The organism is Actinoallomurus vinaceus, from assembly GCF_039542055.1.
Lineage (GTDB): Bacteria > Actinomycetota > Actinomycetes > Streptosporangiales > Streptosporangiaceae > Actinoallomurus > Actinoallomurus vinaceus.
In genome coordinates, this window is the sequence record NZ_BAABHK010000002.1 from 462,544 (window position 1) to 481,658 (window position 19,115).

Here is a 19,115-nt window from a genome sequence, read left to right on the forward strand (position 1 = left end):
ACATACGATCAATTCGTACGTCTAACACGCTTCGCCTTACCCGCAAGGTCGCCCCCAAAACACGCTCCGCGAGCGGCCGGGTATGCCCGTCCGTCACCCCACCGGTTCGAGCCTGACGATCACGGACTTGGACGTCGGGGTGTTGCTGACGTCGGCCGTGCTGTCCAGGGGGACCAGGACGTTCGTCTCGGGGAAGTAGGCCGCCGCGCAGCCGCGCGCCGTCGGATACCCGACGGCGCGAAAGGCGGGCGCCCGCCGCTCCACGCCGTCGGCCCACTCGCCGACCAGATCGACGACGGCACCCTCGGCGATCCCGAGCGCCTCCAGGTCGGCCGGGTTGACGAACACCACCCGGCGTCCGGCCCGTACGCCCCGGTAGCGATCGTCCAGGCCGTACACGGTCGTGTTGTACTGGTCGTGGCTCCGGATGGTCTGCAGCAACAGACGCCCCTCCGGCACCCGCAGCACCTCCAGGGGGTTGACCGTGATCCGGGCCTTCCCCGAGGCCGTCGGGAAGCGCCGCTCGTCGCGCGGAGCGTGCGGCAGTGTGAACCCACCCGGCGCGCGGACGCGGGCGTTGTAGTCCGCGAAGCCCGGGACGACGCGGGAGATGTGGTCCCGGATCCGGTCGTAGTCGTCCTCCAGCGCCGCCCAGTCGATCCCCGCGCCGGGCAGGGCGGCCCGGGCCAGGCGGCACACGATCGCGACCTCCGACAGCAGGTGCGGGGAGGCGGGCCGCAGCCGGCCGCGCGAGGCGTGCACCATGCCCATCGAGTCCTCGACCGACACGAACTGCGGGCCGCCCGCCCGTACGTCCAGCTCCGTCCGGCCCAGCGTCGGCAGGATCAGCGCCTGCTCCCCCGCGACCGCGTGCGAACGGTTGAGCTTGGTGGACACCTGGACGGTGAGCCGGCAGGCCCGCATGGCCGCCTCGGTCACGGCCGAGTCCGGGGCCGCCCGGACGAAGTTGCCGCCCATGCCGAAGAAGACCTTGATCCGGCCCTCCCGCATCGCCCGGATCGCCGCGACCGTGTCGACGCCGTGCTCGCGCGGCGGCTCGAACCCGAACTCGGCGCCCAGCGCGTCCAGGAACCCCGCGGGCGGCTTCTCGTTGATGCCCATCGTCCGGTCGCCCTGGACGTTCGAGTGCCCGCGCACCGGGCACACCCCGGCGCCGGGCCGGCCGATGTTGCCGCGCAGCAGCAGGAAGTTCACGACCTCGCGGATCGTCGGTACGGAGTTCTTGTGCTGGGTCAGCCCCATCGCCCAGCAGACGACGATCCGGTCGGCCCGCAGCACCTCGGCGAGCGCCTCGTCGATCTGCTCCCTCGACAGCCCGGTCGCCTCCAGGACCTGCTCCCAGTCCAGGGCGCGCAGGTGGGCGGCGAGCTCGTCGAACCCGCTCGTGTGCGCCGCCAGGAACTCGTGGTCGACCGCGTCCTTGTCCAGCAGCAGGCGGTTCAGGGCCTGGAACAGCGCCAGGTCGCCGTTCACCCGGATCTGCAGGAACAGGTCGGCCAGCGGCGTGCCCTTCCCCACCAGCCCGGACGCCGTCTGCGGGTTCTTGAAGCGGATCAGCCCGGCCTCGGGCAGCGGGTTGACCGCCACGATCCGCGCCCCGGCCTTCTTGGCCCGCTCCAGGGCGGTCAGCATGCGCGGATGGTTCGTTCCCGGGTTCTGCCCGACCACGAAGATGAGGTCGGCGGTGTGCAGGTCCTCCAGCAGCACCGATCCCTTGCCGACGCCGAGCGTCTCGGTCAGCGCCGAACCCGACGACTCGTGGCACATGTTCGAGCAGTCCGGCAGGTTGTTCGTGCCGAAGGCCCGGACGAAGAGCTGGTAGGCGAACGCGGCCTCATTGCTCGTACGGCCGGAGGTGTAGAAGACGGCCTCGTCCGGCGAGGACAGCGCGTTCAGCTCGGCCGCCACCAGCGCGAACGCCTCGTCCCACGAGACGGGCTCGTAGTGGTCGCTCCCGGCCCGCTTCAGCATCGGCTCGGTGAGCCGGCCCTGCTTTCCGAGCCAGTGGTCGCTCCGCTCCGCCAGCTCCGTCACCGGGTGGGCGGCGAAGAACTCCCGCGTCACCCGGTGGGTCGTGGCCTCCTCCGCGACGGCCTTGGCGCCGTTCTCGCAGAACTCCGCCACGTGCCGGTGGTCGCCCTCCGGCCAGGCACAGCCGGGACAGTCGAACCCGTCCTTCTGGTTCACCCGGAGCAGGGTGAGGGCCGTGCGGCGCGTCCCCATCTCCCGCAGCGCACCGCCCAGACCGGCGCGGACGCCGGGGAGACCGGCGGCGACGTGCTCCGGCGAACTGACCTCCATCCCCGCGTCGTCGGCATCGTCGGTTGGAGGCCTGCGCCATGACATCGCTGTTCTCCTGTTCCCGGGTTCGGCGCCCGTCCGAGTCAAGGATGACATTCCCCGATTTGGCGGAGCGTGACCGGGAGGGCCCGGAGCCCGCGGTTGCGGAAGGAATCGCGCCACTCAAGATCCTCCTCGGCGACGGCGAGCGCGAGGTGCGGGAACCGGTGAAGCAGCACGGCGATGCCCGCCTCGACCTCCATGCGCGCCAGCGACGCGCCGAGGCAGTAATGCGGACCGTGCCCGAAGCCCAGGTGCGGATTGTCGGTGCGGCCCGGGTCCAGCCGGTCCGGATCGGGGAACCGGGCCGCGTCGTGGTGGGCGGACACCAGGGAGAGCATGACCGTCTCTCCCGCCGGGATCGTCACCCCGCCGATCTCCACGTCCGTCACCGGGAACCGGCGGATGGCGAGCTGTGGCGGCGGATCGAACCGCAGCAACTCGTCCACCACGGCCGGGGTGAGCTCCGCGCGCGCCGCGATCAGCGCGTCCGGCCGGGTCAGCAGCGCGACGAGGCCGTTGCCCAGCAGGTGCATGGTGTTCTCGTAGCCGGCGAACAGGACCAGGAAGGCGGCGGAGGTCAGTTCGTCCTCGCTGAGCCGGTCCTCCTCGTCACGGAGCTGGATCAGCGCGCTGAGCATGTCCTCGCCCGGCGCCGCCCGCTTGGCCGCGATGAGGTCGAGGATGAAGCGGTACAACGAGCCCAGCGAGTCGCGCGCGTGCTGCGGTGTCGCGGGCGCGAGCAGGCCATCGGTCCAGGAACGGAAATCCGGCCGGTCCGCCGCGTCGACGCCGAGGAGCTCGCAGATCACGATGATCGGCAGCGGCGCGCAGTACGCGGCGAGGAGGTCGACCTCCTCGCGTCCGTCGAGCGCGTCCAGCAACTCCTCGGCGATGACCCGTACGCGTGGCCGGAGCCGCTCGATCCGGCGCGGCGTGAACCCCTTCGCCACGATGCGGCGCAGCCGCGTGTGGGCCGGCGGGTCCATGTTCAGCAGGTTCGCGTCCAGGGCGGGCGGCAGCGAGAACCCCTTGTACCCGCCGTTGGACCGGGCCTTGTCCAGCGACAACCGCGGATCGGCCAGCGCCTTGCGGACGTCCTCGTACCGGGTGACCAGCCAGACCTGCGTGCCGTCCGGGGCCAGGGCGCGATGCACCGGTCCCTCCTCGCGGAGGCGGGCGTATACGGCGCGTGGACTCGTGACGAACTCGCTGTCGATCTTTACCGGCTGCACCGCCCTGAATGTACCGGGTGGCCGCGGGCGAGGACGGAACCGTCGCGCCGCGCCGCGCCGCCTGCCGCCGGCCCGAGGCGGACGGCAAGAGCGAAGTGCAGAGGCGCTCACGCACATGGATTCCGCGCCCGCGGCTCAGCCCTTCATGCCTGACAGGACGATCCCGCGGGTGAAGTGCCGCTGGAAGGCCAGGAAGAAGACGATCGTCGGCAGCGACGCCAGCAGGGCCCCTGCCATGATCGCGCCCTCGCTCTGCGCGCCGACGTAGTAGGAGTTCATCCGGGCCAGCGCGACCGGGACGTTCGCCATCCGGTCGCTCTGCACGATGATCAGCGGCCACAGGAAGTTGTTCCACTCCGCCAGCACGATAAGGATCGACATGGCGGCGAGGGCCGGCCGGAGCAACGGCAGCACGATCCGCCACCAGATCCGCCACTCCCCCGCGCCGTCGACGCGGGCGGCGTGGATCAGCTCGTCGGGGATCGCGTGCAGGTACTGCACGAGGAAGAACACGACGAACGCCTTGGCCAGCGCGGGCACGATGTACCCCTGGTAGGTGTCGAGCCAGCCGAGGTTGCGGACGATCACGTAGTTCGGCACCAGGGTCGTCTGCCACGGCACCATCATCGACGCGACGATCACGAGGAAGATCACCCGCCTGCCGCGGATCCGGTGCTTGGCGATGACGTAGGCGGCCAGGGAGCAGATCAGGAGCGAGCCGACCGTGATCGTCGTCGTGATGAGCAGGCTGTTGATCAGGAAGCGCCAGAACCCGAGCGACACCTGCGGGAAGCGCTGGAACAGCCCGTTGGTGTGCGCGGCCGAGGTCCGGTGGGGTGTCCAGGCCGGGTCGTAGAAGGAGTCGAACGTCGGATGCTCCGGCACGAAGGAGGGCGGCTGGCGGGTCACCTCGGAGAACGGTTTGAAGACGGTGATCAGCATCCAGTAGAACGGCATGATCATCGTCAGCGCGAGCAGGTAGAACGGCAGCCGCAGCAGTTGTCCCCGTACGTCCCGGCGGCGGCCGGTGGCTCCCACGGCGGTCATCGAATCTCCTCCAGCGCCCGGCCGGCGCGCAGGTTGACCAGGCTGATCCCGAAGATGACGGCGAACAGCACCCAGGCGATCGCCGAGGCGTAGCCGAGCTGGAAGTGGGTGAACCCCATGTCGTACAGGTACGGCACGATCATCAGCGCCGAGTCCAGGACGCCGCCGATGGTGTTGGCCTGTGTGCGGTAGACGATGTAAACCGCCTCGAACACCTGGAAGGCGCCGATCAGCGAGGTCACGACGACGTACGTCGTCACCGGGCGCAGCAGCGGAAGGGTGATCCGGCGGAACTGCTGCCACGTGGACGCCCCGTCGATCCGGGCGGCCTCGTAGTACTCCTCGGGAATGGCGTTCAGGCCGGCCACGAAGATGACCATCCCGTAGCCCATGCCGCCCCAGACCGCCATCAGCACGAGGATCGGCACGCTCAGGCCGGGGGTCGCCAGCCACTGGACCGGCCCGTGGCCGAACCAGCCGATGACCGTGTTGGCCAGCCCGAAGTCGTTCGGATCGAAGATCCACTTCCAGATCAGCATGATCGCGATCGTGGAGGTGACCGACGGCAGGAAGAAGATCGTCCGCATCACGCGGTCCCGCCAGGCCGAACCCCGGAAGGCCAGCGCGATCGCCAGCGACAGCACCGTCGTGAGCACGACCGTCGCGACCACGTACAGCGCGGTGTTGGCCAGGGCGTGCCGGAACCGGTCGTCGTGCAGCATCCGGCGGAAGTTCCCGAGCCCGGTGAACCGCGGGGCGTTGATCCCGTCGAAGTCGGTCAGGCTGAGGTACAGCGAGTTGGCGAGCGGCCACAGCAGGAACGCGACGAACAGCGCGGCGAACGGCAGCAGCATCACGTACGACACGGCGCCACGCCGCACGCGCGCCCGCGCATCGCGCTGCTCACCCGCGCCCGCCTTCGCCGTTCTCCCGGCCGGACGGCCTCCGACCTCGCCGGAGGTGTCCGCTGCGCCGCCTGTCATCAGAGGCCTCCGAGGAGAACCCGCTCGTTCAGGGCGGGGGTGAATCGCACTTCTGTCACATAAGGCGGGCGAAGGCGAATTGTGAGGACGACTGGTCGTCCGCCTGCGGCTGCTCGCAGTTCGCTGTTAGCTTTCGCGCCATGCCGACCAGACGTGTGAAGCGGGCGTTCAAGTACCGCTTCTACCCGACCCCGCAGCAGGCCGCCGAGCTTGCGCGGACGTTCGGGTGCGTGCGGAAGGTCTACAACATGGCGCTCACGGCCCGCGCCGATGCCTGGCACACCCGGGGTGAACGGATTGACTTCAACGCCACCTCCGCGTTGTTGACGGCCTGGAAGAAGACCGAGGAACTGGCCTACCTCAACGAGGTTTCCTGCGTGCCGCTGCAGCAGGCGTTGCGCCACCTGCAGACGGCGTTCAACAACTTCTTCGCCAAGCGGGCGAAGTACCCGCGCTTCAAAGCAAAGAAGAGGAGCAGGAAGTCGGCGGAGTACACCCGCAGCGCGTTCCGATTCCGCGACGGTCGGCTCACTCTCGCGAAGATGATCGAGCCGCTGGCCATCGCCTGGTCGAGGCCATTGCCGGATGGCGCGGAGCCCTCGACCGTGACCGTCTCCCAGGATGCGGCGGGGCGGTGGTTCGTCTCGTTGCTGGTGGAGGACCCCAGTGTGAATCCGCTGCCAGCGACGGATGTTGCGGTCGGCGTGGATGCGGGCTTGGATCACCTGCTCACCTTGTCCACTGGCGAGAAGGTCACCAACCCCCGCCACGAACGCAAAGACCGCAAGCGCCTGGCCCGGGCGCAGCGGGAACTTTCCCGCAAGGCCCCCGGTGATGGAGCCAACCGGGCTAAGGCACGTCGGAAGGTGGCCCGTATCCATGCCCGGATCGCCGACCGGCGCCGGGATCTGTTGCACAAACTGACGACTCGGCTCGTTCGTGAAAACCAAACGATCGTGATCGAGGACCTCACCGTCCGGAACATGCTGAAGAACCGCAGCCTGTCCCGGGCGATCTCCGATGCCGCATGGCGCGAGTTCCGCAGCATGCTGGAGTACAAGGCCGCCTGGTACGGGCGGCACGTGATCGTGGCGGACCGCTGGTTCCCCTCCTCCAAGCTGTGTTCGGCTTGCGGCACCCTGCAACCGGCGATGCCGCTGGGCGTCCGGGAGTGGACGTGCGCCTGCGATATCACCCATGACCGCGATGTGAACGCGGCGAAGAACCTTTTGGCCGCCGGGCTGGCGGTGTCGGCCTGTGGAGCCGATGTAAGACCTCAACTGGGAGTCCTCCCGGACGGGGCTGTCGGCGCTGAAGCAGGAAGCTCTACTGCGCGAGCTGTAGGAATCCCCTCGTTCACGAGGGGAAGGAAGTCAACCCGCGTTCCGCTGCATCACCTGTGCGCTGCGCTGTAGCGCCGTCCCCGCATCGGTCTTGCCGAGGATGGCCGCCTGCAGCTGCTTGCCCACCTCCGGCGCGCTCTCGTCCCAGCCCGGGCAGCCGGGCGCGGCGACGCCGGTCTTGAACGCCTCGGCGATGGCCGTGCGCTCGCCGGGGGTCAGATCCACCCGGTCCAGCCGGTCGGGCCGGGGCGGGATGTAGGGCACACCGCGGCCCTTGGCGACGCCGGCCATCGTCTCGATCGCCTGATCGGTGTAGAGGAATTTGATGAAGTCGACCGTCTGCGCGACGTGCTTACTGGACGACATCACGCCGATCGCGCGCCCGCCGATGAACGCCGTCGGACTCGTCGGCCCCGCCGGGATCGTCGTCACCGCCCACCGGCCCTTCAACCTCGGCTTGGAGGCGGTGATCGTGTTGCCGATCCAGTTCCCGGCGTACGTCATCGCGGTCCCGGTCTCCAGGGCGTTCTCGCCGCTGATGTTCGCGGTCGGCGCGCCGTACGTCCGGTAGAGGCCGACCCAGAAGTCCAGGGCCCGGCGCGCCTGCGGCGTCTCCAACGCGGGCTTGCAGTCCGGCGTGTAGAAGGAGCCGCCCGCCTGGTAGAGGAAGTTGAAGTAGCCGATCCAGTCGAGGTTGCCCCAGTCGATGCTGAACGGCCGCGTGACCCCGGCCGCCTTGAGCCGGCCGATGTCGGCGGTCAGCTCCTCCCAGGTCTTCGGCGGCGCGGCCACCTTCGCCTTCTTCAGCAGGTCGGTGCGGTAGTAGAGAAGCTCGGTGGACATGTCGAGCGGAACGCCGTAGATGGTCCCGTCGGGCGAGACGGCCGACTTCCACTGGGCCGGATGCGCCTGCGCCTTGAGCGCGTCGATCCCGTACTTGCGCAGGTCGACCATGCCGCCTCTGCGGCCGAACTGGATGCCCCACGTCATGCCGCCGGAGATGATGTCCGGTCCATTGCGAGCGGTCACCGCGGCCAGGATCTTGGCGTACGCGTCGTCCCAGGTCAGCGTCTGGACCCTGATCGTCACCCGGGGATGCGACCGGTGGTAGAGGTCGGCCGCCCCCTGGAAGATGGCGGTGTCGTCGTCGCCTCCGGTCGACCAGTAGGTGAGCGTGGCCGGGGCGTTCTGGTCGGCCTGCTTCTGACCGGACGTGCCGCTGGTCGCGCAGCCCGCGCCGAGGACGGCGAGCAGGGCGGCGCAGGCGGCCAGGGTCCTTCGCATACCGGGTCTCCGATCCTCTGGAATCCGTCCGTGACGGGACGGTCACGGACGGAGGACTTCGCCGGGCTGCGAAAAGCACAACAATCGGACGATCAACCCGCAATGGCCTTTCATCCGCTTTCACCGGACGAACAGGCCGCCGCGTCGTTCAGGGCCGGCCACCGATCGCCGCCACTGGCGGCCGGTCGTGGCGACGGCTCCGGAAGCCGGCGAGGGAGTCGGCGAAGTCCCGGATGGCGGCGTTCTCGCCGCCGGCCGGCCATGCCGGGACGACGACCATCGGAGGCATGTCGCTGATCGGAATGACGGTCAGGCCGGGGAAGGGCAGATGCTCCAGCAGCGTGATCACCGTGCAGTGCAGTCCACGGCCACGTGCGACGAGCGTGATCACGTCGTCCTCGACGAGCTCTGCCGCGCCGGTCATGGTGACCAGATCGTCGGCGGCGCGCCGGAGGGGCCGGCCGGAGGGGGCGAACCGCGGAACCCACAGGTCGCAGAGCTCTGGCGTGGCGGTGTCCGCGGGCGGCCACAGCAGCTCGTAGTCGGTCAGGTCCTCCAGACCGACCTCACGGCGGGCGGCGAGCGAGTGGCCGGCCGGAACCAGAAGTCCGCGAGGCACCTCGGCGAGCACCGGCCCGACCTCCAGCCCCAGCTTCCGCAGGGCGGCGCCGTCACCGCCGGGGGACCACGCCAGGACGACGTCGGCCTCGGTGCGGGCCAGGGCCAGATCCGGCCGGAACATCCTGATCGCGGTCAGGCTCACCTCGTATTCGGGATGACCGACCTCGAAGGCGTCCGCCGCGCCGACGGCCAGTTCCGCACCGATCGTCGCCGCGTAGCCGATGCGCAGCCGACCGAGACTGTGGCGGGCCATGGCCTGGCATTCCCGAAGGCTCCGCATCAGCGTCCGGTGTCCGGCGCCCGCGTCGGTGTGGAAGTGCCGGCCGAGGGCCGTCAGCCGTACCTGCCGGCTCGTGCGCTCGAACAGCCTCCCGCCGATCTCGCGCTCGAGTGCCTGAATCATCTGGCTGACCCGGCCCTGTGTGACGTGCAGACGCCGGGCCGTCCGGCCGAAGTGCAATTCCTCCGAAAGCACCAGGAACGTCTCGACGTCCCGCAGTTCCATGATCTCCCCCGGAAAGAATGGCCGACCGACAGGTACATACAAGGGGCGTTCCAGCCGTTCAAGCCATCGCTCGGACGGAAGCGCACGGAATCGGACGCTCTCCCAAGCGTCGCGAATCCACCCCTGGCCCAGGTGGCCTGCGGATCGTCGCCGGCGGCCGCCGGATCGACCGGCGCCGCCGCGATTGGTCGATACCGCGGCAATTGGCCAGAATGAGCGCCATGCCTCAAGGGGACCACCGCGGCCACCGCCGGCCGCGGGCACCGGTGCGGTCGGGGATGCCCGCAGGAGTCCGTCCTCCGCGTCATCACGGTCCCCCGTCGCCGACCGCCGCCGCCGACGATTTCTGCCCGTACCAGGGCCTGGCGCCGTTCGACGCGGAGGGAGCCGATTTCTTCTTCGGACGCGCGCGTGCGACGCGCGGCGTCCTCGAGCGCCTGGGGCCGCGTCTGACGGAGCGGGGAACCATCCTGCTGGTCTCGGGTGCCTCCGGTGTCGGCAAGTCGTCGCTCCTGCGGGCCGGGCTCATCCCGGCGCTGGCCAAAGGCATGCTGCCGGCGGTCGCGTCGCAGCCTTCTCCGGTCCTGCTCGTGACGCCCACGGCCCACCCGTTGCGCGCGTTGGCCGAGGGCTGGGCGGAGGCGCTCGGCGGGGACCGCGAAACGGTGCACGAACGGCTGCGGGACGATCCGTGGGAGGCCCTGTCCGGAGACCTCCCACCGGATGGCCGGCCCGTACTGGTGATCGATCAGTTCGAGGAACTGTTCACCCTGGTCACCGACGAGCGAGAGCGCCAGGCGTACGTCGGGGCTCTGCATGCCCTGGCCGAGGGCCCGGCGCGCGCCGGAGTGATCATCGGTGTGCGCGCGGACTACTGGGACCGGTGCGCGGCCTACCCGCAGTTCGCCGAGGCCATCCAGGACGGCCAGGTCATCGTCGAGCCGATGACGGAGGAAGATCTGCGGCTGGCCATCACCGGGCCCGCGGCCGCCGTGGGCCTGGAGATCGAGTCCGGCCTGGTCGAGACCATCCTGGGCGAGCTGCGCGCCGACCGGGCCGCCGGCGAGCGGTACGAGGCCGGAGCCCTGCCCCTGCTCTCGCAGGCCCTGCGCAACATTTGGGAGAGGCGGGAGAACGGCCGGCTGACCGTCCGGGGGTATGAGGAGTCCGGCCGGATCCGCGACTCCATCCGGCGTACGGCCGACGAGGTCCTCGAGCGGCTGCCGGCGGAGGACCGCAGGACCGCGCTCAAACTGTTCCGGCGGATGACCTTGATCACCGCGGGCGGCCGCGTGGCGCGGCGCAAGGTGACGCTGGCCGAGATCCATGCCGCCGCGTCCGCGGACTCGGCGGAGCGGCGACAGCGGATCGAGGCGCTGCTCTCGGCGTTCGCCGACCGGCGGCTGATCACGCTGTACGAGGACGCCGTCGAGATCGCGCATGACGCGCTGCTGTCCGCCTGGCCGGCGCTCCGTCAGTGGCTCGCCCCCGATCTGACCGCTCAGGCGGTGTACGACGGGCTCATCGACGACGCCACGGAGTGGGCCGATCACCACGGCGATCCCGCCTTCCTCTACCGGGGCGCGCGGTTGCTGTCCGTCCAGGACAGCCGGCCCCGTTGGGAACGCGATCCCGACAGCTTTCCGCCGCCCGGTCCCACGGTGGAGGGATTCGTCGCGGCATCGGCGCGGGAGGCGCGGCGAACGGTCCGCCGCCGCCGTCTCGTGATGGCCGGTCTCGCGGTGCTGACGGTCTTCGCCCTCATCGCCGCCGGCACCGCCGTCAGCGTGGCGGACGAGGCGGATCACCAACGCGACCTGGCGGTCTCCCGCCAGATGGCCGCGCAGAGCGAGGTCGTCGGCGACCCGGTCACCTCCGCGCTGCTGGCCATCGGGGCGTGGCGGGTCGCTCCCACCACGGAGGCCCGCTACCGTCTGCTGATCGCTGCGGCGAGCGCGGATCGCGGGACCCTCGTCGGGGGCACGTCGTCCATCACGACACTGGCGTTCAGTCGCGACGGCAGGGTCGTCGTCACCGGGCGCGCGGACGGGGCCGTTCGCCTTTGGGACACGGCCTCGCATCGGCAACTTGGAGCCCCGATCGTCCCGCCCCAGCAGGAGTGCTTCGCCTCGACCGTGCGAGCGGCCCTCAGTCCCGATGGGCGGACGCTGGCTTCGGCGTGCGTGCGGACCGTCCGGTTCTGGGACGTGTCCACCCACCAGCCGGTGGGCGGTCCGCTGCGCGACCGGGGCGTGGTGTCGGCGATCGCGTTCGCCCCGGACGGGAGGACTCTGGCGACCGCGGGCTTCCAGGGCACCGTCCGGCTGTGGGACGTGGCCGCCCGGCGTCCGCGCGGCGGAGACCTGGGCCGTGCCGGGTCGGGCGGGGACACCAACGTCAACGCGGTGGTGTTCAGCCCCGACGGAAAGCGCCTGGCCACGGGGAGCGCGGACGGGACCGCCCGCCTCTGGGACACCGCGACCCACGACCAGATCGGCGCCCCGTTCAGACACGCGAAAGCGGTCGATGACGTCGCCTTCAGCCCGGACGGAGCGACTCTCGCGACCGCGGGCACGGACGGAACCGCGCGGCTGTGGAGCGTGGCCGCTCATCGACAGATCGGTGCCGCCCTGACGACGGCCGGCGGCAGGCTCGGCAAGGCCCCCTTCCATGCGATCGCCTTCAGCCCGGATGGCACGCGGCTCGTCACCGCCGGAGGCGACGGTCTCACCCGCCTCTGGAACGTGGCCGACCATCAGCAGGTGGGCAGCGCGCTGGGCGACAACCGTTTCTCCCTCTCGCGAGCGGTGTTCAGCCCTGACGGGAGACTCGTCGCCGCCGCGGGCGACGACGGCGTGGTGCGGCTGTGGGAGCCCGTGGCCCACTGGCAGATCGGCGGCACCGTGCCCGGAGGGTCGGCCATCGCGCTGAGCCCGGATGGAAGAACGCTCGCCATCGGCGGAGCCGGCAAGAACGATCCGACGGTCCGCCTCTGGGACGTGGCCACCCGACGTCCTGTCGGCCGCCCGCTGACGCCGACGGACGGCCCGGCGAACGCCGGACCCCCGTACCACATCGTCTTCGGCCCCGGCGGGCGCACACTCACCACCATCGGCCCCGGCGGCGTAAGGACATGGGACGTGGCGAGCGGACGTCAGGTCGGTTCCACCGTCTATGCGGACAAGCGCAGCGGTGTCGGGCAACTCAGCCCCGACGGCAGGTTCCTCGCCGTCCAACGGGACGATTCAGTGGCGTTCTGGGATATCGCCGCCCGCCGCGAGATCGGGACGCGGATCCGCCTTCCCCACAGCGATGTCATCGTGGCGATGGCCATCAGCCGCGACGGCACCACCCTTGCCGCCGCCGACTTCGATCGCGGCGTGCGGCTCTTCGACGTGGCCACGCGCCGCCAGATCGGCGGCTCGGTGCCCGTCGCCAGCAGCGGGATCTTCGCCTCGATGACGTTCAGCCCCGACGGCAGGTTCCTGGCCATCGCGGCCGACGACGACACCGTACGGCTGTGGGACGTGGCGGGCCACCGCCTGGTCGGGGCCGCCCTGACCGGTCATACCGGTCGGATCACCACGATCGCGTTCAGTCCGGACCGCAAGGTCCTCGCGACGGGTTCCACGGATCACACCGTGCGGCTCTGGGATCTGCAAAGCTACCGTCAGATCGGGCCTCCGCTGATCGGACATGCCGACGCCGTGACCGACATCGTCTACGGCCCGGATGGCACGACCCTCACATCGGTGGGCGACGACGGGACCGCGAGGCTGTGGAACGTCGCCGTGCCCGCCGATCCGGTCAGCACCGCGTGCGCCATCGCCGGCCGCTCCCTCACCCGCGCCGAGTGGAAGCGTTACGCGCCGCACGAGACGTATCGGCGGACATGTTCGTGACCCTGCCCCAGAGGATGAGCCCCCACTGACTCCGCATGGATAAGACAAGAATGTTCCTGCGCGGCTTCCGGCGGCGAACCGGCCGGTCCGCCCCGGAGCTGGCCGCGTTGTTCCGCTCGATCATCGACGACGGGCGTGACGTCCATCCGATCGCGTCCGACTTCCTGCAGCACTTCATGGACGGCGCCGGTGCCTCCAGGACACTGTCGCCGCGCTGGCTGCGCTCCTTCAGAGTGATCCAGGAGGCCGAGCGGAAGAACCAGCGCCGTTTCGAACGCCAGCTCGCGCGTGAGGCGAGGCGCTTGCCCGACGGCGCCTCGACCTGGCTCCACGACCACTGGGACGCCCGGATCAACGCGTTCATCGGCACCGAGCTGTTCTACGTCAGCAGAATGAGCCTGCTGCGCTCACAGGGATCGTTCATCCTCACCCGGACCGGCCCGAACGTGGAGGTGTCCGGTACGGTCCGCCACCACTGGTTCGACCCCTATGACTGGGACCGTGGCCGTTGGGTCTACATTCCCCGGCATGGGTTCGTCCCCATCGCCGTCGGCCGGGAGCTGGTCGACTCCGACGACGCACGCAACTTCCTGATGGAGTCTCGTCATGTCCAGACGCTGGCGGGCACCGTGCCGGACCGCCGGTGGCCCCGGCGCGGCGCGGCGGCCTTCGCATGGTCGCTGGTGAGGACGGGCCGGCAGTGACCGCGGACCGCCCGCGTCCCCCGGATCCCGCCGGTATCGACACCGTGGAGGACTTCGTCCGGTCCCTGATCCGGCTCAAGCAGTGGGCGGGCGATCCGCCGCTGAGCAAGCTGCGATCACTCGGCGGCAGCATGGTGACCCCGGACGGGACCATGGTCGACGCGCTGCCCAAGAGCACGACCTCCCATGTCCTGCGGCAGGCCGACAAGCTGCCGCGATGGGACTTCGTCAAGGCGTTCGTCACCGCGTGCCTGCGCTACGGCGACCATCCGGCCGAGCTGATCCCCGGTGAGATCGAACGCTGGCGGGCGGCCAGAAGCGCCCTGGCCGCGTCGCCCCCACCGGGCGACGCGGCCGGGACGTCCCCGGTGGTCACGGCACAGGCCTCGCCCGAACCCGGAAGGCCGGACGTCGAGGCGGCGGGCACGACGGCTCAGGGGGACATCACCGCTCGTCCCGAACCGGACCACGCCCTCGAACTGCTCGCACGGCGAGTGGCCCGGGAGGAGGACAGGGCACGTAAAGGGCTGCTCGGCGGCTACAGCGTCGCACCGGTCTCCTTCGAACCGCACGCCGGTACGGTCCGCGACGACGCCGCCGACGAAGTACGGGACGGCCTGCACTCGATCGGCCCTTTCTTCAGCGGCCTGCGCCCTCAGCGCCTGATGGTCGTGGGCGGATCAGGGGCGGGCAAGACGGTGCTCGCCATCGAACTGGTGCTGCAGTTGGTGGAGCCCTTCGTGGACGGCGGCGAGCGGCCCGGCGGTCGGCCGATGGTGCCGGTACGCCTGAACGCCGCCCGATGGACCCCGGGGAACCCGTTCGAGCGGTGGCTGGGCGATCAGCTGATGCAGGTCTTCGGGCTCGCTGCCACCGACGCGGCGCGGCTGGTGCGGGACCGCCGCGTGCTGCCGGTACTGGACGGGCTGGACGAGCTGGACCCCGAACCGTCCCCAGGCCCGCCCCGCCGGGCGATCGCGCTGCTGAGCGAGCTCAACCGGTACAGCGACCTCTCCGGCCGGCGGCCGGGGGCGGTCGTCGTGACCTGCCGGGCCGACCGCCATGCCCAGTTGGTCGAAGCCCGATGCGGACTCGACGACGCCGCCCGCATACGTCTGCGCGACCTGACCGTCGAACAGATCGGCGCGTACCTGCGCGCCCGCTGGCCGGACGACCATCCGTGCCGTCCGTACCGCGACGACATCCATGCGGCACTGTCCGGAGAATCGGGAACGGCGGTCCACTCCGCCCTCCGCACACCGTGGCGGTTGTCGCTGACCGCGACCGCCGTGGAGTCCGGCGCGGACCCGGCCGAACTGGTGCGCGTCGACCCTGCCGCCGATCCCCGCGAAGCCGCGGCCGCGATAGGCCGGCGTCTCCTCGATGCGTACGTCCCGGCCGCGACCGGGCTCACTCCGCGCACCGCGCACGGCACTCCGTACGACCCCGCGCAGGTGCGCGCATGGCTCATGCGCCTGGCCGGCCACCTGCGCTGGCAGGCGGCCCGCGCCGCCGCGACGGATCGGCCGCCGCCCGGCCTGACGGCGATCGACGTCGTTCCGCACCTGCTGTGGCCGATCGGCGGCCGGCGCCGGGTCCGGGCGCTCCACGCTCTGTGCTGCGCGGTACTGGCGATCACCGCCATGCTCGCGTTCTGGGCGGGATCGGCCGTCGATCGTCACTCCGGCCTCCGCCACGGGATCGGCGCGGGTGAGGGGCTCACCCTGGCGCTCATGGCGGGCTGGGTGGCCATCGCCGTCGGCGTGTCGCTGTCGCCGTGGCCGGCCGCCGCCGGCGGGCGCGCCAACGTACCCCGCCGACGGCGGGTGATCGGCGGGCTGCTCGGCGCTCTCGCGGGCGGCCCGCTGGGAGTGCTCGGCGGACTGGCCGGGCTCGTGCTCACGGACGGCCGGGTCTTCGGGCCGGTCTTCGCCGTCGCCTCGGGGGCGGCCGGGGGCTCGGTGTTCGGGGCGCTCATCGGGCTGACCGCCGCCGGGCGGCCGCGGACCGAGCACCTGGCCGTGTCCGAGGTGATCCGCGCGGAGCCCGTCACCCTCCTGGGCTTCGGCCTGTGCGGTGCGCTCACCGGACTGCCGCCGCTACGGCTCGCCGGCGCGGGCCCGCTCCCCCTGGTCGTGGGGGGCATCGGCGCCTTCGCCCTGGCGTTCGCGCTCGGGGTCGTCTTCGAAATCGCGACGGGCGGGTGGAGCAAGGACGCGGAACTGGCCCACCCGCGCGAGGCGCTCCGCCGCAACCCGATCATCGGGGTGGCCTTCGGCCTCACCGGCGGCGTCGCGGCCATTCTCGTGTTCGTCATGAACAACGGCGTCGTCGAGTCGCTGGCCTGTGCGCTGATCGGCGGTGTGGCGTTCGGCCTGGCCTTCGGCGCGATCACCTGGTCCCGCGCCATGATCGGTTTGATCGTGGCGGCCGCACGTGGCCTGCTGCCACTGCGGCTCTGGGCCTTTCTCGACTGGGCCTGCGAGGCACGGCTGCTCCGCGTCAGCGGCGCCACCTATCAGTTTCGGCACCGCGAGCTCCAGGACTTCCTCACCCCTCCCCGAGACGCCGGTGGCGACTGAGACCTGATCCGCGGTCCGGGTACGGGTCCGCGAGGGACGTCGGTCGGACGGTGCGGCGGGACGACGCCGCCGTCCGGCAGAAGCTCTCCCGTGTCGTCGAAGACGATCACGCCGTTGCACAGCAGGCTCCATCCCTGCTCGGGATGGGACGCGACGGTGTGCGCGGCGTCCCGGTCGACGGCGTCGGCCGGTGGACATTGCGGTCGATGGCAGCACATGGCATATCTCCTGAAAACCCGTGGACGTGAGTCCGCGGCATGAAGGTGATCTTGTCGAGTACGTGCCGCCGCCAGGGCCCTGGCCGAGACGGCAGCGGCGGCCGGGTCGGGCGTCGCCCGGCGGCGACCGTCTTCAAAAGGAGATAGGCGCGGAGGTTACGGGCGGCGTACGGAGATCACGGTGTAACCCCCGGTCCTATCTGTGGTCGAAGGTCCGCGAACAGCGGATACGCGACGACGTCCGCCCAGGCGGAACGGATGGGACGACAGATGAACCTCTCCACATACTTCGCGCGCGGGCGACGCCGGCCCGCGGCGCTCGTGGCCATCGGCGGGCTGGCCGTGCAGGCCGCCTGCGGCTGGGGGCCGAGCACCTCGACCGGGGCCCGGCCCGCCCCTCGGGCGAACGCGCCCGCCGATTCGATGCCCGGGATGAGAATGGCCGGCGGCTCCGGAACGGCGCCGCGAGGCGCTCCCGTCGCCGCGAACACGGTGTCGATCAAGAGCTTCGCGTTCACGCCCGCGTCGGCGTCCGTCAAGGTCGGCACCACCGTGACCTGGACGAACAAGGACGAGGAACCGCACACGGTGACGGCCGACGGCGGCTCGTTCCGCTCCGCACCGCTGACAGCCGGGAAGACCTTCCGGTACACCTTCACCAAGCCCGGCAGCTACCCGTACTCCTGCACGATCCACCCGTTCATGCGCGGAACGGTGGTGGTGCGGCCGTGAACGCGCCGAACATTCCACCGCCCGAAGACCAGAACGACCCGGCCGGCATGACCCGACGCCAACTGCTCCGGCACAGCGCGTGGTTCGGCGGCGCGGTCGTCCTCGCGGTCGCCGCGGGTGAGGTGGTCAGCCGCGTCGCCGGATCGAGCGACGCCCTGCCCGCCGACGCCACGCTACGGTTCGCGCAGATCAGCGACAGCCACATCGGCTTCCACGGACCGGCGAACACCGACGTCGCCGACTCGTTCTCCGACGCGCTGCACCGGATCGACGCGCTGGAGCACCGGCCGGACTTCGTCATTCACACCGGGGACCTGACCCACCTGGCCACACCGGGCCAGTTCGACCAGGTCAAGCAGATGATGACCGGGCTGAAGACGGGTCACGTCTTCACGGTGCCGGGCGAGCACGACTCCATCGACGACGCGGGCCAGAAGTACCGCCGGGCCTTCGGCAGCGGCACCCGCGGTGAGGGCTGGTACAGCTTCGACATGAAGGGGATGCACTTCATCGCGCTGGTGAACACGCTGCACATGAGCAAGCTCGGCCATCTCGGCACCGAGCAGCTCGACTTCATCCGCAAGGACGTGGCCGGTCTGTCGAGCGACACGCCGATCGTCGTGTTCAGTCACATCCCGATGTTCGCGCTGTACCCGAGCTGGGGATGGGCGACCGACGACTCGGTACAGGCGCTGGGTCTCCTGCGCCGCTTCGCTTCCGTGACCTGCCTCAACGGCCACATCCACCAGCTGTTCACCAAGACCGAGGGCAACGTCACCTTCCACAGCGCGACGACCACCGCCTACCCGCTGCCACATCCCGGGGACGGCCCGGCGCCCACTCCGGTCACCCTTCCGGCCGGCCGGTTGCGGCATGCCCTCGGCATCCGCGAGGTCGGTTACGTACGGGGCCGGCACGCCCTGGCGATCCGCGACGAGAGGCTCGGATGACACCCCGGCCGTAGCGCCATGTGAAGATGGTGAAGGGGGCTGGTCATGAACCGCTGGATCCCGGGCAGACGCGAGCGCCCGGGGCCGGATGCCGAGACTCCGCCTGAGCCCCGGACGCCGCTCCGCCTGGTGGAGGGTGAGACCTACACCGGGTGGGAGGCCATCTACCTGGACAACGTTCACCGGATCTACCGGTTGATGTTCTCCAAGGTCGGCAACCGGCCGGACGCCGAGGACCTCACCGCCGAGGTCTTCCTCTCCGCGCTGCGCCCGCTGCGGACCTCCGCCAGTGTGGGCGAGGTCCGCGCGTACCTGCTGGCGACCGCGCGTTCGGTGCTGGCCGCGCACTGGCGCCGGACGCTCGGGCAGGAGATCACCGCCATCGACATCGAACGCGTGGCGGCCGACTTCGGCCGGCCGCCCGAGGCGGGTCGTTCGGCCGAACGCGTGGCCGGGATCCTGGCGGCACTGCCCGATCGGTACCGGCGTGTCCTGGAGCTGCGGTTCCTCCGGTCCTACACGATCCGTGAGGCGGCGCGGGAGCTGGGGGTCAGTGTCGGCAACGCGAAGGTCCTGCAGCACCGTGCGCTCAGGCTCGCGGCCGAGGTCGTGCGGGAGGATCATTCGGACGACAGGATGGGGAGGTGA

The 19,115-nt window shown here is 70.7% G+C and carries 12 protein-coding genes and 2 pseudogenes; 7 read left to right on the forward strand and 7 right to left on the reverse strand.

Going from position 1 to position 19,115, the window contains the following annotated elements:
- Positions 1 to 93: 93 nt before the first annotated feature.
- The 4 genes from ABEA24_RS08235 to ABEA24_RS08250 form a co-directional block, all read right to left on the reverse strand.
- Positions 94 to 2,367 (reverse strand): FdhF/YdeP family oxidoreductase, encoded by a 2,274-nt coding sequence (locus tag ABEA24_RS08235; RefSeq protein ID WP_345430070.1) that lies wholly within the window; start codon positions 2,365 to 2,367, stop codon positions 94 to 96.
- A gap of 38 nt (positions 2,368 to 2,405) precedes the next feature.
- Positions 2,406 to 3,596, reverse strand: a complete 1,191-nt coding sequence (locus ABEA24_RS08240; RefSeq protein WP_345430071.1) for a cytochrome P450 family protein — start codon at positions 3,594 to 3,596, stop codon at positions 2,406 to 2,408.
- Positions 3,597 to 3,731: 135 nt separating this feature from the next.
- Positions 3,732 to 4,643 carry a carbohydrate ABC transporter permease gene (locus ABEA24_RS08245; protein WP_345430072.1) on the reverse strand — a complete coding sequence of 304 codons (912 nt, stop codon included), beginning with the start codon at positions 4,641 to 4,643 and terminating at the stop codon, positions 3,732 to 3,734.
- Positions 4,640 to 5,626, reverse strand: coding sequence for a carbohydrate ABC transporter permease (locus ABEA24_RS08250; protein ID WP_345430073.1), 987 nt, complete (start codon positions 5,624 to 5,626; stop codon positions 4,640 to 4,642). The genes ABEA24_RS08245 and ABEA24_RS08250 overlap by 4 nt, the downstream gene beginning before the upstream one ends.
- Before the next feature lie 140 nt (positions 5,627 to 5,766).
- Between ABEA24_RS08250 and ABEA24_RS08255 the strand changes: the two are divergent.
- A pseudogene (locus ABEA24_RS08255) lies at positions 5,767 to 6,970 on the forward strand (RNA-guided endonuclease InsQ/TnpB family protein).
- A 29-nt stretch (positions 6,971 to 6,999) separates the two neighbouring features.
- On the opposite strand, the gene ABEA24_RS08260 reads toward ABEA24_RS08255, so the two are convergent.
- Together ABEA24_RS08260 and ABEA24_RS08265 are read right to left on the reverse strand one after the other, a co-directional pair.
- Positions 7,000 to 8,253 carry an extracellular solute-binding protein gene (locus ABEA24_RS08260; protein ID WP_345430074.1) on the reverse strand — a complete coding sequence of 418 codons (1,254 nt, stop codon included), beginning with the start codon at positions 8,251 to 8,253 and terminating at the stop codon, positions 7,000 to 7,002.
- Between the two features lie 148 nt (positions 8,254 to 8,401).
- The gene (locus ABEA24_RS08265) at positions 8,402 to 9,379 is read right to left on the reverse strand and encodes a LysR family transcriptional regulator (RefSeq protein ID WP_345430075.1); all 978 of its coding nucleotides are present in this window, start codon (positions 9,377 to 9,379) and stop codon (positions 8,402 to 8,404) included.
- A gap of 221 nt (positions 9,380 to 9,600) precedes the next feature.
- Here ABEA24_RS08265 and ABEA24_RS08270 point away from each other — a divergent pair, with 221 nt between their 5' ends.
- From ABEA24_RS08270 to ABEA24_RS08280, 3 genes are read left to right on the forward strand one after another with little or no spacing between them, the layout of a single operon-like run.
- A complete protein-coding gene (locus ABEA24_RS08270) occupies positions 9,601 to 13,281 on the forward strand; it encodes an nSTAND1 domain-containing NTPase (RefSeq protein WP_345430076.1) in 3,681 nt (1,226 codons plus the stop codon).
- Between the two features lie 35 nt (positions 13,282 to 13,316).
- On the forward strand, positions 13,317 to 13,985 hold the full coding sequence (locus ABEA24_RS08275) for a hypothetical protein (RefSeq protein ID WP_345430077.1): 669 nt from the start codon (positions 13,317 to 13,319) through the stop codon (positions 13,983 to 13,985).
- Complete coding sequence (locus tag ABEA24_RS08280) at positions 13,982 to 16,567, forward strand: NACHT domain-containing protein (RefSeq protein WP_345430078.1); 2,586 nt, start codon at positions 13,982 to 13,984, stop codon at positions 16,565 to 16,567. The genes ABEA24_RS08275 and ABEA24_RS08280 overlap by 4 nt, the downstream gene beginning before the upstream one ends.
- Before the next feature lie 44 nt (positions 16,568 to 16,611).
- Here ABEA24_RS08280 and ABEA24_RS08285 read toward each other — a convergent pair.
- Positions 16,612 to 16,785: pseudogene (locus tag ABEA24_RS08285) on the reverse strand (DUF5999 family protein); the annotation flags it as partial.
- A 270-nt stretch (positions 16,786 to 17,055) separates the two neighbouring features.
- On the opposite strand from ABEA24_RS08285, the gene ABEA24_RS08290 reads away from it, so the two are divergent.
- From ABEA24_RS08290 to ABEA24_RS08300, 3 genes are read left to right on the forward strand one after another with little or no spacing between them, the layout of a single operon-like run.
- Positions 17,056 to 17,517 carry a plastocyanin/azurin family copper-binding protein gene (locus ABEA24_RS08290; RefSeq protein WP_345430079.1) on the forward strand — a complete coding sequence of 154 codons (462 nt, stop codon included), beginning with the start codon at positions 17,056 to 17,058 and terminating at the stop codon, positions 17,515 to 17,517.
- Positions 17,514 to 18,467, forward strand: a complete 954-nt coding sequence (locus tag ABEA24_RS08295) for a metallophosphoesterase family protein (RefSeq protein WP_345430080.1) — start codon at positions 17,514 to 17,516, stop codon at positions 18,465 to 18,467. The genes ABEA24_RS08290 and ABEA24_RS08295 overlap by 4 nt, the downstream gene beginning before the upstream one ends.
- A 45-nt stretch (positions 18,468 to 18,512) precedes the next feature.
- Positions 18,513 to 19,115 carry an RNA polymerase sigma factor gene (locus tag ABEA24_RS08300; RefSeq protein ID WP_345430081.1) on the forward strand — a complete coding sequence of 201 codons (603 nt, stop codon included), beginning with the start codon at positions 18,513 to 18,515 and terminating at the stop codon, positions 19,113 to 19,115.